This is a genomic window from Pedobacter sp. AC212, assembly GCF_979258625.1.
In genome coordinates this window covers 4029959-4044746 of record NZ_OZ409870.1, presented here as the reverse complement: position 1 = coordinate 4044746, position 14788 = coordinate 4029959, and the positions used below count along the sequence as shown (strand labels likewise).

Sequence of the window (14788 nt, the reverse complement as noted above, 5' to 3'; positions counted from 1 at the left end):
ACTTAATTTAATTTCTAAAGATATAATTATTTATATCATCTTTTGAATATATGGCAATGAGTGATGCTCACTGAACACCTATTTGCATATTTCATAATTGTACTTAATTTATTAGCTTTGTAAGATATATGCTATCAAAAAAGACTAAATACGCCATTAAAGCACTTGTTGCGCTTGGCAAAAATGTAGAAAAACCACCTATGCAAATCTCAAAGATTGCTGAGGAGGAGCATATTCCTAAAAAGTTCTTAGAACAAATTCTGTTAGATTTGCGGAACGCCGGCTTTTTATACAGTAAGAAAGGTGCTGGTGGTGGCTACAGTTTAAACAAAAAGCCCGAAGAAATTCTGTTGGTACAGGTAATGCGTGTTACCGATGGGCCAATTGCTATGGTTCCTTGTGCCAGCTTAAATTTTTACCACAAATGTGATGAATGTGTCGACGAAAAAACCTGTGGTATTCGAAGTGCATTTATCGATGTAAGAGATGCTACACTTAAGGTGCTCAGTGAAACCAGCATTGCTGATGTCATCGGTAGGGAAGATACGTTGAAGTTGGGTATCGATAGTATTTAAACCGTTACGTTTCGTATATTTTTTTCTTTATTAGTAGGTATCATTAAGATTTCTTCGCTCGTCGCTTCGCCACCTCAGGCAGGTAATCACGGTCGAAATTGCGTATTGCGTATTTTGCTAGTTCGCCATTGCGAGGAACGAAGCAATCCTATAACATTTGTTGTTCATATCATCACATTGTGAAAACACCTCACAGTGTAGTCGATTTTTCTAAATCAATTCTTATTTTTCTCGGCGTGATTTGCAGCTAACTGTACTTCTAGCATTCACAACAAAAACTTTTTTAATAAAAATTACTACTATTCCTATATACTTTATATATTTGGCAGATGAACTTCAATTTTATATCTATCCAAATTTGTAATATATCGATGCAATATTGTTGTAAAACGCAATAGGGGATGGTATTTGGATAATTTATAGGTATAAAATATTTGATGCTTCTCAGTTATAAGAGAGGCATTTTTTGAATAAAGCTAACAACACAATATGCAAAGTTTCAGAACAGAACTCGAAAATCCGATTGTCGAGCAGGACATTATCGATTTAGAGAACAAGATTAAAGCTTTTCGAGATGGAACCATTCACGATGAGAAATTTAGAAGTTTACGTTTAGCCCGTGGTGTTTACGGACAAAGACAGCCTGGTGTACAAATGATCAGGATTAAACTCCCATTTGGTAAGGTTACTTTTAAGCAGTTGTTGCGTATTGCGGATATTGCCGATGAATATGGGAGTGGCAATTTACACCTAACTACCCGTCAGGATATTCAATTGCATTATGTGAGTTTGGATAGAACGCCAGAACTTTGGGCAAAGCTCGAGCAAGATGACATTACGCTTCGTGAGGCTTGCGGAAATACCGTTCGTAACGTAACGGCTTCACCAAATGCTGGAATTGATAAAGACGAACCTTTTGATGTTTCGCCTTATGCGCATGCAGTTTTCAAGTATTTTTTGCGTAACCCAATTTGCCAGGAGATGGGCAGAAAGATTAAAATTTCTTTCTCTTCCAGCGATAAGGATACGGCTTTTAGTTATATTCATGATTTAGGTTTTATCCCAAAAATTGACGAAAACGGCGAACGTGGTTTTAAGGTGCTGTTTGCTGGTGGCCTTGGTGCACAACCATTTTTAGCTAGTCCCATTCATGAGTTTTTGCATGAAGATCAGCTTATTCCTTTTACAGAATCGGTTTTGCGTGTTTTCGACCATTATGGTGAGCGAACAAATAGAAATAAAGCCCGTTTAAAGTATTTAGTTCAGAAGTTGGGCTTAGAGGAAGTTCTACGTCTTGTTGCTGAAGAGCGAATCGCGAACAAAGTAAAAACTTTTAAAATCGATAGAGATGTTATTCAACAGCCGGCCTTACCATTAGAACAAGAATACTCGGCGGTTGAAATTCTTAACGAAACGCATTATAAACACTGGTCGGCAACTAATGTTGTTCCGCAAAAGCAAGATGGTTTTTATGCCGTTTATGTGAAAGTGCAGGTTGGCGATATCAAGACTGATAAAGCCCGTGCTTTTGTTGATGCCATTAGGCCTTATGTCGCTGATGAAATCCGCATCACTCAAAATCAGGGTTTGCTTCTGAAGTTTGTTCGCGAAAATGCCTTGCCATCTTTATACTCAGCATTAAATAAGATTGGTTTTACAACAGCTGGTTTCGATAGTCTGGCTGATATTACCACTTGTCCGGGCACAGATACTTGTAATTTGGGTATCTCTAATTCTATGACTTTAGCAGAAGTTTTGGAAGATGTGATTTACACCGATTTCCCTGAATTTATTTATGAGAAAAACATCAAAATAAAAATCAGTGGCTGTATGAATTCTTGCGGTCAGCATGGGTTAGCAGAAATTGGTTTCCACGGAAGTTCGGTAAAAGCCGAGGGGAAAGTGGTTCCAGCGGTACAGGTAATGCTCGGCGGCGGAACAGTTGGTAATGGTGTTGGCCGTGTGGCAGAACGGGTGATTAAAGTGCCATCGAAAAGAGCGACCAGCGTTTTGCATTTCATTTTAAATGATTTTAAAGCAAATAATGAAGAGAACGAAAATTTCCACCAATATTATGATAGAAAAGGAAAAGACCACTTTTATCAACTTTTAAAGCCATTGGCAGATTTAACCAATCTTCAGCAAGAAGAATTTGTGGATTGGGGCCATGTAGAGCAATTTGTAACTGCCATTGGTGTTGGCGAATGTGCTGGCGTAGTGATCGATTTAGTAGCCACTCTACTTTTAGAGGCTGATGAAAAATTTGGTTGGGCGAAGCAAAATTTAGAAAAAGGTGCTTACGCTGATGCGATCTATCATACCTACAGCACATTCGTAAGCGCAGCAAAATCTTTGCTTTTAGATAAAGGGGTTAACAGCAGCACCCAGTTTGGCGTAATCAGAGAGTTCGATAATCACTATGTGGAAACTGGCGAATTTAATTTATCGACCAACTTTTCAGATTTGGTTTTACAAATCAATAAAAATGAGCCGACAGCAGCGTTTGCAGAGAAATACTTCAATGAAGCTGATGCCTTTTTAAATCAGATTAGGGAAAAAAGAGCAGTAGCAGTAAAGTAAGGAATGAGTGAATTATTGAATGAGAGAATGATTGTATGCAAGTAGCAAAATCGCTTGTAAAAACATTTACTAAATCACTCATTCAAAAATCAATAATTTAAACGATATGATTAATCAACATAAAGAATCAAAAATTACCCTTTTAGGAGCTGGTCCGGGCGATCCGGATTTGTTAACCTTAAAAGGTGTTAAAGCTTTGCAGGCTGCAGATGTTGTTTTGTACGATGCTTTAACCAATGAAGCCTTATTAGAACATGCGCCAGCTGATGCGATTAAAGTATACGTGGGGAAACGTTCTGGGGAGCATTCGTATCCGCAGGAAACCATCAATAAACTGATGATTGATTACGCCTTAAATTACGGCCATGTGGTTCGGCTAAAAGGCGGCGACCCTTTCGTTTTCGGCAGAGGTTACGAGGAATTGGATTATGCAGCATCTTTCAGCATTCCTGTTGATGTTATTCCTGGCATCTCGAGTTCAATCGGAGTTCCGGGTTTGCAGCAAATTCCGGTAACACACCGCGGATTGAGCGAAAGTTTTTGGGTAATTACCGGAACAACTACTTCTGGAGAGGTTTCGAACGATATCTACCAGGCAGCAGAATCTAATGCGACAGTTTTGGTATTAATGGGCTTGAAAAAACTAGCTAAAATTGTAGAAATTTTCAAGGCTGCTGGTAGGCACCACTTGCCGGCAGCGGTGGTTCAAAACGGATCATCTGAAGATGAAAAACTAGTTGTTGGAAGAGTAGAAACCATTGAAAGTTTAGTGCAGCAGGAAAATATTAAGGCGCCGGCACTTTTAATTTTTGGTGAGGTAGTTTCTTTACATCCTTCATTTAAAAACTTAGTAAAACAATATGCAAGTATTGCCTAACCAACCTGATAATGCGTTGCCTTTTTCTGATGAGGAAAAAGGGAATCAGCTTTTTCCAGTTTTTATTAAACTGAATAAGCTACGTACATTATTAATTGGTGCGGGCAATATTGGGCTCGAGAAATTAACAGCAATTATAAATAACAGTCGCCAGGCTAACATTACCATTGTAGCCGAAATTGTTTCTCCTGAGGTTTATGCGCTTATCGCAGATTATCCACAAATCAAAGTGAAACAAAAAAGCTTTGATATTTCTGATTTGGAAAATATCGACATCGTTTTCGCCGCAACAAATAACAATATTTTAAACGAAGAAATTAGGGTAGTAACACATGAAAAAGGTTTGCTTATTAATGTAGCCGATAAACCTGATTTATGTGATTTCTATCTGGGTTCAATCGTTCAAAAAGGCGATTTAAAAATTGCGATTTCTACAAACGGCAAATCACCAACTATTGCAAAACGGTTAAAGCAGATCTTGAACGAGGGAATTCCGGCGGAGCTGGATGAAACCTTACAAAATATGAGTGCTTTGCGGCAAACACTTAACGGCGATTTTTCTTCGAAAGTAAAGAAGCTGAATAAGGTTACACAGAGTTTAATCAATCCACGAAAAAGCTTTGCAGAGCGGAATATTAAGTGGCTGATCTGGACTGCTGCAATTTTATTAATTGGTTCTATCGGGTTAACGCTCTGGAATACCGAACCTGAATTTCAGACTTTCCTGCTGAATATTGATCCATTATTTTATTGGTTCTTAGGCGCAGGCTTTGTATTCGCTTTAATTGATGGTGCTATTGGAATGTCGTATGGGGTTACCACCGCATCGTTTTCCTTGGCCATGGGTTTACCGCCGGCATCAGCCAGTATGGCCATTCATATCTCTGAGGTGATGAGTAATGGAATTGCCGGATGGATGCACTACCGCATGGGAAATGTAAACTGGAAGTTGTTCAAAATACTCATCATTCCTGCAGTGATTGGTGCAGTTTTAGGCGCATACATTTTATCATCATTAGAGCATTATAGTGCTTATGTTAAGCCTGTAGTTGCTGTTTATACCTTGTTTTTAGGTGGTATAATTTTGATGAAGGCATTCAACATTAAAAGAAAAAAAGCCGATCAAAAGATAAAAAAGATTGGATTTTTAGGTTTTGTGGGTGGTTTTATCGATGCTGCTTTTGGTGGCGGATGGGGCTCTATCGTGCTTTCAAGTCTTATTGCCGGTGGCCGTCATCCCTTATTTTCATTAGGAACGGTAAAAATCAGCAGATTTTTTATCGCAACGCTAAGTTCTTTAACTTTTTTTACGATGTTAGGGGGCAAACACTGGGAAGCCGTTTTAGGATTGATTATTGGCAGCGCCATCGCATCGCCAATAGCGGCAAGAGTTTCAAACAAAATTTCAGCGAAAACGATCATGGTAGCAGTTGGGATCATCGTAATGATCGTAAGTTTGCGTAGTGTGATCTTGTTTATTTTAAAATTAATTTAGTGATGGGAGTAGAGCAATTAAAGGCGGAACTTACAGGCTTAAGTACAATTGAGAAATTGCGGTATTTGGCAGATAAATATGCAGATCGAATTATTTTTTCAACTAGTTTTGGTTGGGAAGACCAAGTCATCACTCATTTAATTTTTGCCAATGATATTCCTATAAAAGTGTTCACACTAGAAACGGGTCGCTTATTTCCAGAAACCTATTATGTTTGGAACCGTACGTTAGAAGTTTATAACAAACCCATTCACGCTTATTATCCTAAAAATGAATTGCTGCAGGATATGGTGAATACGAAGGGTCCAAACAGTTTTTACGAATCAGTAGAGAATAGAAAAGAATGCTGTTATATCCGTAAAATCGAACCGTTGAAAAGAGCGTTAACGGGAAACGAAATCTGGGTAACCGGGATTAGGGCTGAACAGAGTGCTAACCGCGAAGATATGCACGATTTAGAATGGGATGAAGGTAATCAACTGATCAAATTCCACCCCATTTTCGACTGGACTTTGGAAGATGTAAAAATGTTTATTAAAGAAAATAATATCGTTTACAATACTTTACACGATAAAGGTTTTCCGAGCATTGGCTGTGCCCCTTGTACAAGAGCAGTACAACCTGGTGAAGATTTTAGAGCCGGAAGATGGTGGTGGGAAGACCAAAGTAAAAAGGAATGTGGCTTGCATGCTACGGAAGCTGTGGGGGTTGAGGGTAAAAAGGTTGAGGGGTGATTAAGACGCTTGCAAAAACCTCACCCTATGAAAGCCAAAAATTAAACGCGGTTCACTGCATCCCTCTCCTTGAAGAGAGGGAAACCGTGGGCAGCAGCCTTAAACCGAATGTTTAACCGTAGAAACTTTAAATCCCTCTTTTCAAGGAGAGGAAAGCACAAAATAAACCAAAGCCCTAACATTGATAGGATGAGGTTATAGAAATAGAAATGTATGGAACTATATAATTCAACTTTAAAACATTCCAACTTTCAAACAACAACAACAAAAGAATATAAACTTTGAAAAGAGATTATGCTGTAGAACATAACAGTCACTTATTCTCTCATTCAAAATTCAAACATTTATAAATGAGTACATATAATTTTGATTACTTAGATGAACTAGAGGCCGAGGCGATTCACATTTTACGTGAAGTTGCAGGGCAATTTGAGAAACCGGCATTACTATTTTCTGGCGGTAAAGACTCGATTACTTTGGTTCGCTTGGCAGAAAAGGCTTTTCGCCCTGGGAAATTTCCTTTCCCGTTGGTGCACATTGATACGGGACATAACTTTCAGGAAACGATCGACTATCGTGATCAGATGATTGAAAGGATTGGTGAAAGGTTAATTGTTGGTTCTGTTCAGGAATCAATCGACCAGGGAAAAGTAGTAGAACAAAAAGGTAAGAATGCCAGCAGAAATGCTTTGCAAACCGTAACCTTGTTAGATACCATTGCAAAATATGAATTTGATGCCTGCATTGGCGGGGCTCGGAGAGATGAGGAAAAAGCCAGGGCAAAAGAAAGAATCTTTTCTGTTCGTGATGAATTCGGTCAGTGGGATCCAAAACGCCAACGCCCTGAACTATGGAATATTTACAATGGTAAAATCCACAAGGGCGAGAATGTGCGTGTATTCCCAATCAGTAACTGGACCGAACTTGATGTTTGGAACTACATTCGAAGAGAAAACATAGAACTGCCAAGCATTTATTTCTCTCATGAGCGTGAAGTAATTACCAGAAACGGGCAATTGATGGCCGCTTCTCCGTTTTTAAATATGGATGATGAAGATGTCGTTTTTCGTAAACAAGTACGTTTCCGTACCGTTGGCGATATGTCTTGTACCGCTGCGGTAGAATCTGAAGCAATTTTGATCGATGATATTATCACTGAAATCAGTGCTTCAAAAATCTCCGAACGTGGCGCCCGTATGGATGATAAAGTTTCGGAAGCCGCAATGGAGGATAGGAAAAAAGGAGGGTATTTTTAGGGAGTACTTAGTAGTTAGTATCAAGTATCAAGACTGGATGCCAACTAAAAACTAAACTTTTGACAATCTAATATGACTAGAGAAATTGCATTATGTGATTTGCCTTGATACTTGATACCAATATCTTGATACTAGGTATGGAATTGATAGACTGAAATTCGTCTTGATACTAGATACTAATATCTTAATACTAAAAACATGAACATATTAAAATTTTTCACAGCAGGCAGCGTAGATGATGGTAAAAGTACCCTAATCGGCCGTTTGTTATACGATACAGATTCTATTTTAGCTGATCAGTTGGAAGCCTTACAAAGCTCCAACCGTAAAAACGACGATGGAACAATAGATTTGGCCATTTTAACCGATGGTTTAAGGGCAGAACGTGAACAGGGAATTACCATTGATGTAGCTTACAAATATTTTCAAACCGATAAACGCAAATTTATCATCGCTGATACGCCTGGCCATATTCAATATACCAGAAACATGGTTACCGGAGCTTCAACAGCTAACCTTGCCATTATTTTAATCGACGCCAGAAATGGTGTTGTTGAACAAACCATCCGCCATTCTTACCTGGTTTCTCTATTGGGTATCAAACACATTGTTGTTTGTATTAATAAAATGGATATGGTTGATTATAGTCAGGATGTTTACAATTCTATCATCGATAAATACAAAGTATTAGCCCAACAACTGAAGTTAGTTGATGTGAATTATATTCCAGTTAGTGCGCTAAAAGGAGATAACATCGTTCAGAATTCTGAGCGGATGGATTGGTACGAAGGCGAAAGTTTGCTGCATTTTCTGGAAAAAGTTGATACCGATAGCCTGGAGAAATCAACTTTAGCTCGTATGCCGGTACAATGGGTTATTCGTCCTCAAACGGAAGCGCTTCACGACTACCGCGGTTATGCTGGGCGGGTGCTGAGCGGAACTTTTAACTTAAATGATAAGGTTACAGTTTTACCGTCAGGAGCCAGTTCTATTGTCGAAAAGATTGAATTTTTCGATCAAACCCCAGATGCTGCGCATGCAGGCCAGTCGGTTATTATTCATTTAAAAGATGATGTAGATATAAGTCGTGGAGATACCATTGTGAATGCATCAGCTTTGCCACAAGAATCGAAATTAATTGAGGCAGACTTATGCTGGATGGATGGACGGGCGCTAGATACATCTATCACATACTTAATTCAGCATAATAGCAAATTAACAAAATGTAAAATCAGCGAAATTTTGCATAAGGTCGATATCAATACGCTAGAAAAACATTCCGCAGGAGAATTTAAATTAAATGATATCGGTCGGGTAATCGTTAAAACAGCTGATGCTTTAGCTTTCGATTTATATGATGATAACCGGGCAAATGGTTCCGCTATTTTGGTAGATAGCAGAACGAATTTAACTGTAGGCGCTTTAATGTTTAGAGCGGCTGTTGAGTAAGTGCAATGGAAATGGGCGATGTTTTTGGCGAAATTCTTTAGAACCATAACCAAATATCATAATTGAAACTCTTAATTAGAGGAAAGCAATTTCAGCGGGGCATCGGTTACGACAGCCCCGTTTTTCGTTCCAATTTTTTTGTAAACTTTTGTCGTGCTGATGTACGAGGCCTCTGTTTCATCGGTTGCAGATGCTTCGTGCCTCAGCATGACAGCTTTATTTAAGGTTGCTGCTACAAAAAAGATTTTCACTTCAACCGGGTTTATTTCCGTTTGGTCGAATCCCGATCTGGAAGTTTATCTTCAAAGCATCATCAAAATTTTTAATTTTTTTTATCTTCGTTTATCCCTCAAACAAACATTCACAAGAAACTAAAGACTAAATTATGCATGCCGGAAAGAAGTATACCTTTTTCGAATTTATTTTATGGACTCGTAGAGATCTGTATCGCTTAACGATTCTTGCTGTAATTCCAACAATTCTTTATCACTTTTGTGGCTTTACCTTTCTTTCTATTTCTTGGGTTCCGGTTGCGCTTTTGGGTACAGCTGTATCATTTATCATTGGTTTTAAAAATAACGCCAGTTATTCAAGATTATGGGAAGCACGACAAATTTATGGCGGCATTATTAATATCAGCAGGGCATTTGGTGTAATGATCCGCGATTTTTTAGCATCAAAAGATAAAAGTACTGATGTGAAAGTGATTTTTTACCGTCATTTTGCCTGGCTAACAGCATTGCGTTTTCAACTTAGAGAACCACGGGCATGGGAAAATATGGATGATCCCCGAAATGTTGAATACTCCAGAAATTACCATATAGCAGAAAAAATAGACAAGCTTGAAGAAGTTTTAGCTAAATATCTTTCAGCTGACGAATTAAGTTACGTTTTAACAAAGAAAAATAAGGCTACGCAAGTGATGGCGCTACAATCAAGCCACATCAATAAGTTATTTTCAAGTGGAAGTATATCCGATCTTCAATTGCAATCTTTGCAAAACGCAATAAGTGTTTTTTACGATAATCAAGGCAAAGCTGAAAGAATCAAAAACTTTCCGTATCCGAGGCATTTCTCGTCCATAGCGACCATTATGCTTAATCTTTTCGTGTTTTTGGTTCCTTATGGTTTGCTTAACGACTTTAATAAACTGGGTAATGGCACCTTGATTGAAGGTTATTCAATTTGGTTGAATATTCCTTTTGCTATTTTGTTAACCTGGGTTTTTAATTCTTTAGACGTTGTGGGAGAAAGCTCCTCCAATCCGTTTGAAGGTAATGCCAATGATGTTCCGATCACGAACATCTCCAGAACAATCGAAATTGATATGCGGGATATGCTTGACGAAACCGACCTGCCGCTTGCTATTACGCCTGAACATAATATTTTGATGTAAGGTTTTGTGGAAATAGCAAAAACATTTCATCGTATTCCTATATTTAATAAATCAGTTTAACCCTTAAAATTCAGAAGATGAAGAACAAAATTTTTTACCTTGTCGTTGCTCTATTTCCATTTGCATATGCTTGTAACTCATCAGATAAAAAAGCTGAAACCGCAAAGAAAGATTCGCTAATTAATGAAACATGTTATGCTTCGGCGTTTGAAAAAGACAGCGCTGCTATGATTGTAAAAACAATGGCATCGGGTAAAGTTACAGGTTCATTGTTAATTAAATATGGTGATAAACCTCAGAACAATGGTAAGATAGACGGCAAATTCAGCGGTGATACCTTGTTGGTTGATTATCGTTTTAACACTGGCGCAGATACTACAAAAGCATTTACAAATCCCTTGGCTTTTTTAAAGAAGGATGGGAAATTAATCATGGGGGTTGCTCAAATTGAAACCACTTTAGGCCGGTCTTATTTTGTTAAGGGCAAACCTATTAATTACGAGGCGGGTAAGTTTACGTTTGCTGAAGTGCCTTGTAAATAAATTATAATAGAAGTAAAATCACTTGCTCGTCCTTGCGAGGCACGAAGCAATCTTATTTGATAAAATAATACTATAAATGAAATTGCCTCTCCCGATGAAGAATCGGGATCGCTGCCTGCCGCAGGCAGGCAAAGACGGTAAATAAAAAACGTCAATGGTAGCGCAGCTTAGAATTTGGAGAAGCATTTCGATAGTTTCGGTGTGATAAAAAATAACTCCCGCAGATTAAGAAAGATGAACGCAGAAAAAATCAGCGAAAATCTCTTTAATCTGCGGGAAAATACTCTAAGTTTTAGCGTCCTGCTAAGGCTTTTTTTATCTCTAATTCAAGTCCCGTCGGCATTTCGAGCGCAGCCGAGAAATCTTTGAATTCGAATAATGCCCTAACTTAGAAAAAATTGTTTTTTTCTTCAGATTGTTAATCTAATTGAGGCAATGCTAATCGGTTGCAGATTCTTCGTTGCACTCAGAATGACAAACCTTAAAACAGTTTTCACTGCGAGGGGCCAAGCAATCTTAAACTATCGTGCCTTATTCTAGTCTTAGCGTCCCACTAAGACTTTTTTATCTTCCCTTTCAACCATTGTCGTCATTGCCTGCCTGCGGCAGGCAGGCGAGGCACGAAGCAATCTCTTTAGATAAAATAATACCACAAAAGAGATCGCTTCTCCCGATGAAGAATCGGGATCGCCTGCCTGCCGCAGGCAGGCAAAACGGTAAATTAAAAACGTCAATAGTAGCGCAGCTTAGAATTTGGAGAAGCATTTCGATATTTTCGGTGTGATAAAAAATAACTCCCGCAGATTAAGAAGATAAACGCAGAGAAATCAGCGAAAATCTTCTTAATCTGCGGGAAAATTATTCTAGTGTTAGCTTTAAGACTTTTTTTATCTCGAATTTCAATCTCCGCCGTCATTTCGAGCGCAACCGAGAAATCTTTGACTTGGAATGATGCCCTAACTTATAGAAAATTGTTTTTTTCTTCAGATTGTTAACATAATTGAGACAATGCTAATCGGTTGCAGATTCTTCGTTGCACTCAGAATGACAAGTGAAGAAAAGTCGTCATTGCGAGGCACGAAGCAATCTTACAACTATGGGTTGAATATTAGCGATCGCATTAAGATTGCTTCTTTCATGCATGATAGTAAAAGACAGTAAAATTATTTTAAAATAAATTACTACAATTTCTATAGACTTTGTATATTTGATTAATTAATAAAAATAATCACGAGCTAAAATTCCTGACATGATTTTAAGTAAAGTAGAAAAAGCGAACATTGAACCAAAAATTACACTGATAGGTGCTGGTCCTGGCGACCCGGATTTATTTAGTTTAAAAGGTGTTAAAGCATTGAAAACAGCTGATGTTGTTTTATATGATGCAAATGTGAACGAAGCTTTACTGTGTTATGCGCCAGAGGGAATTCCTAAAGTATACGTGGGCAAAAGAACCGATGATGAAGATTTTTCGCAGGATGCAGTGAACAAACTGATCATCGATTATGCACTCAACTACGGTCATGTAGTTCGGTTGAAAAGCGGCGATCCGTTTTTCTTTGCTAAAGGTTACGAGGAAATCGATGCTGCAGAATCATATAGCATTCCTACTGAAATCATTCCAGGTATTTCGAGTGCCACTGGTGCGCCAAGTTTGCAGAAAATTCCGATGATTTACAAAGACTTAAGTGAAAGCTTTTGGGCAGTAACAGGAACAAATTCGAAGGGAGAAATTTCTGAAGATTTATACATTGCAGCGAAAACAAAAGCTACGATTGTAGTTTTGAACGGAATTGAAAAAGTAGAGGAGATTGCTTCCATTTTTCAAAGTGAAAACAAAGGTTTGCTTCCTGTGGCTGTAATTCAGAATGGCTCTACGACTCATGAAAAAATTGCTGTGGGCATAGTGGATACCATTGCGGAAGTTGTTCAGGATAAAAAGATTACTGCGCCAGCTTTATTGGTTTTCGGTGATGTGGTTTCCTTACACCCCCAGTTTCAACCAATTAGAGACTTTTACGAAATCATTGCTGAAGAATATTAAGGGTAATAGAATTATATATTTGTTTTGTTGTTAAAACCGCTGGCGAAAGCTTAGCGGTTTTTTGTTTTAAGGAGCTCCCGCTGATTTTTGCAGCAGTTAAATTTATGCGGTGATGCAATTTGTCAGAAACAATCTTTTGTTCAATAAGCCTGATTGAAATGAAAATCCTTTTTGTTGCGCCTTCGAAAGGTTCAGGATGACAGCAACAAAAAGATTGTAATGAAAAGCAGGGCTGCACCAGGCCAAAAGTGATGAACTTTCACTTTCAAAAAATGATCATTCAATTAAGGAATTATCTAATTTTAATCTGCTATAATCTTCTAAATCTGAGGTAAAGTCTCTCGCCAAAAATTAATATTGAATTATTTTCAAATCAGAAAACAATTGCTAACTTAACGAAGTTATCTACACCAAATATTTAATGGAAATTATACATATCAGTGCCGAGTGTTACCCTGTTGCTAAAGTTGGAGGTTTAGCAGATGTTGTTGGGGCCTTACCGAAATACCAAAATAAAATTGGCCACATTGCCAAGGTGGTTGTTCCTGCATACGAAACAAAGTTTGTAAGGGAAAGCGAATTTGAAGTGGCTTACGATGCCTGGTCTAACTATGGCAATCATCATTTTTCTTATCGCGTTTTAAAAGAAAAAACCAATAAACTCGGTTTTGATCTATATATCATTCATATTCAGGGATTAACCGATAGGCCAAACGTTTATGGTTATAATGATGATACCGAGCGGTTTATCGCCTTTCAAATTGCAACATTAGATTGGATGGCGCAATGGGAACATCGCCCGGATATCATTCACTGCCACGATCACCATACCGGACTGATTCCTTTTATGGTTTCGAATTGCTTAAAATATAGTTCACTAAATCAAGTACCTACAGTTTTAACGATACATAATGCACAATACCAAGGTCAATTTGGCTGGGAAAAATTGTACTATTTACCAGCTTTCGATTTATGGAAAGGTGGATTGCTGGGCTGGGAAGATGCGATAAACCCCTTAGCATCGGCCATTAAATGTGCCTGGAGAGTTACTACCGTTTCGCCAAGTTATTTGGATGAAATGATGGACAATGCCAGAGGCTTGGAAAGTTTGTTGCGCCAGGAACGATGGAAATCGGTAGGTATTTTGAATGGCATTGATACCGAGGTTTGGAATCCAGAAACTGACCCCATGCTATCAAAAAGTTACAGTTTAAAAACGGTTGAAGCGGGAAAAGCAGCAAACAAAAAGGCGCTCTGCGATGTTTTTCAATTAGATGCATTTAAGCCCTTGTTTACCTTTATCGGAAGATTGGTTGATGAAAAAGGTGCAGATTTATTACCGGATATTTTTTACACTGCCTTGCAGCAACATGGCGAAAATATTAATGTGTTGGTTTTAGGTTCAGGCGATAATTGGGTTGAAGGGCGGTTAAACCAATTGAAAGATGTATTTGGCGGCAAATACAATGCTTACATTGGATACAATGAGCAGGTATCGCATGAAATGTATGCCGGAGCAGATTTTCTTCTGATGCCATCGAGGGTTGAGCCTTGTGGTTTAAACCAATTGTATGCTTTGAGATATGGAACGGTTCCAATAGTGAGGAGAGTAGGGGGGTTGAAGGATACGGTGATAGATATTGGCGATGGTGGTTTTGGCCTTTGCCATGATCAAACCAGCGTTTGGGATGTTACCCACGCAATTGATAGGGCTGTGGGCTTTTATAATGATAAAAAAACTTTTAAGGCGGTACGTAAAACCATGATGAAAATTGATCATTCTTGGGATAGGGCAGCGCTGAACTATATAGAATTATACCAAATACTTAAATAAGCTTAA

12 protein-coding genes are annotated in these 14788 nt (G+C 38.3%); 11 read left to right on the top strand and 1 reads right to left on the bottom strand.

Features of this window, described 5'->3' with window-relative positions:
- Nucleotides 1–128: 128 nt before the first annotated feature.
- The 7 genes from ACZZZC_RS17215 (at nucleotide 129) to ACZZZC_RS17185 (ending at nucleotide 8966) form a co-directional block, all read left to right on the top strand.
- Nucleotides 129–575 (top strand): RrF2 family transcriptional regulator, encoded by a 447-nt coding sequence (locus ACZZZC_RS17215; RefSeq protein ID WP_056849678.1) that lies wholly within the window; start codon nucleotides 129–131, stop codon nucleotides 573–575.
- Nucleotides 576–1064: 489 nt separating this feature from the next.
- Nucleotides 1065–3155 (top strand): HEPN domain-containing protein, encoded by a 2091-nt coding sequence (locus tag ACZZZC_RS17210; RefSeq protein WP_463487758.1) that lies wholly within the window; start codon nucleotides 1065–1067, stop codon nucleotides 3153–3155.
- A 106-nt stretch (nucleotides 3156–3261) separates the two neighbouring features.
- Nucleotides 3262–4032: a uroporphyrinogen-III C-methyltransferase gene (gene cobA / locus ACZZZC_RS17205; RefSeq protein WP_463487757.1), complete on the top strand. Its 771-nt coding sequence runs from the start codon at nucleotides 3262–3264 to the stop codon at nucleotides 4030–4032.
- On the top strand, nucleotides 4016–5527 hold the full coding sequence (locus ACZZZC_RS17200) for a TSUP family transporter (protein ID WP_463487756.1): 1512 nt from the start codon (nucleotides 4016–4018) through the stop codon (nucleotides 5525–5527). The genes cobA (ACZZZC_RS17205) and ACZZZC_RS17200 overlap by 17 nt, the downstream gene beginning before the upstream one ends.
- A 2-nt stretch (nucleotides 5528–5529) precedes the next feature.
- The gene (locus ACZZZC_RS17195; protein WP_463487755.1) at nucleotides 5530–6261 is read left to right on the top strand and encodes a phosphoadenylyl-sulfate reductase; all 732 of its coding nucleotides are present in this window, start codon (nucleotides 5530–5532) and stop codon (nucleotides 6259–6261) included.
- 350 nt (nucleotides 6262–6611) lie between these two features.
- Nucleotides 6612–7517 (top strand): sulfate adenylyltransferase subunit CysD, encoded by a 906-nt coding sequence (gene cysD, locus ACZZZC_RS17190; protein WP_463487754.1) that lies wholly within the window; start codon nucleotides 6612–6614, stop codon nucleotides 7515–7517.
- A 198-nt stretch (nucleotides 7518–7715) separates the two neighbouring features.
- Complete coding sequence (locus ACZZZC_RS17185; RefSeq protein ID WP_463487753.1) at nucleotides 7716–8966, top strand: sulfate adenylyltransferase subunit 1; 1251 nt, start codon at nucleotides 7716–7718, stop codon at nucleotides 8964–8966.
- Between the two features lie 71 nt (nucleotides 8967–9037).
- Here ACZZZC_RS17185 and ACZZZC_RS17180 read toward each other — a convergent pair whose 3' ends face one another.
- The gene (locus ACZZZC_RS17180; RefSeq protein ID WP_463487752.1) at nucleotides 9038–9175 is read right to left on the bottom strand and encodes a hypothetical protein; all 138 of its coding nucleotides are present in this window, start codon (nucleotides 9173–9175) and stop codon (nucleotides 9038–9040) included.
- 176 nt (nucleotides 9176–9351) lie between these two features.
- Here ACZZZC_RS17180 and ACZZZC_RS17175 point away from each other — a divergent pair, with 176 nt between their 5' ends.
- From ACZZZC_RS17175 to ACZZZC_RS17160, 4 genes are all read left to right on the top strand, one after another.
- On the top strand, nucleotides 9352–10362 hold the full coding sequence (locus ACZZZC_RS17175) for a bestrophin family protein (protein WP_463487751.1): 1011 nt from the start codon (nucleotides 9352–9354) through the stop codon (nucleotides 10360–10362).
- A 77-nt stretch (nucleotides 10363–10439) separates the two neighbouring features.
- Nucleotides 10440–10904: a hypothetical protein gene (locus tag ACZZZC_RS17170; protein WP_463487750.1), complete on the top strand. Its 465-nt coding sequence runs from the start codon at nucleotides 10440–10442 to the stop codon at nucleotides 10902–10904.
- A 1249-nt stretch (nucleotides 10905–12153) separates the two neighbouring features.
- Nucleotides 12154–12948 carry a uroporphyrinogen-III C-methyltransferase gene (gene cobA, locus ACZZZC_RS17165; protein ID WP_463487749.1) on the top strand — a complete coding sequence of 265 codons (795 nt, stop codon included), beginning with the start codon at nucleotides 12154–12156 and terminating at the stop codon, nucleotides 12946–12948.
- 421 nt (nucleotides 12949–13369) lie between these two features.
- Entirely contained in the window at nucleotides 13370–14782 is a 1413-nt protein-coding gene (locus ACZZZC_RS17160; protein WP_463487748.1) for a glycogen synthase, read from the top strand.
- Nucleotides 14783–14788 lie beyond the last annotated feature (6 nt).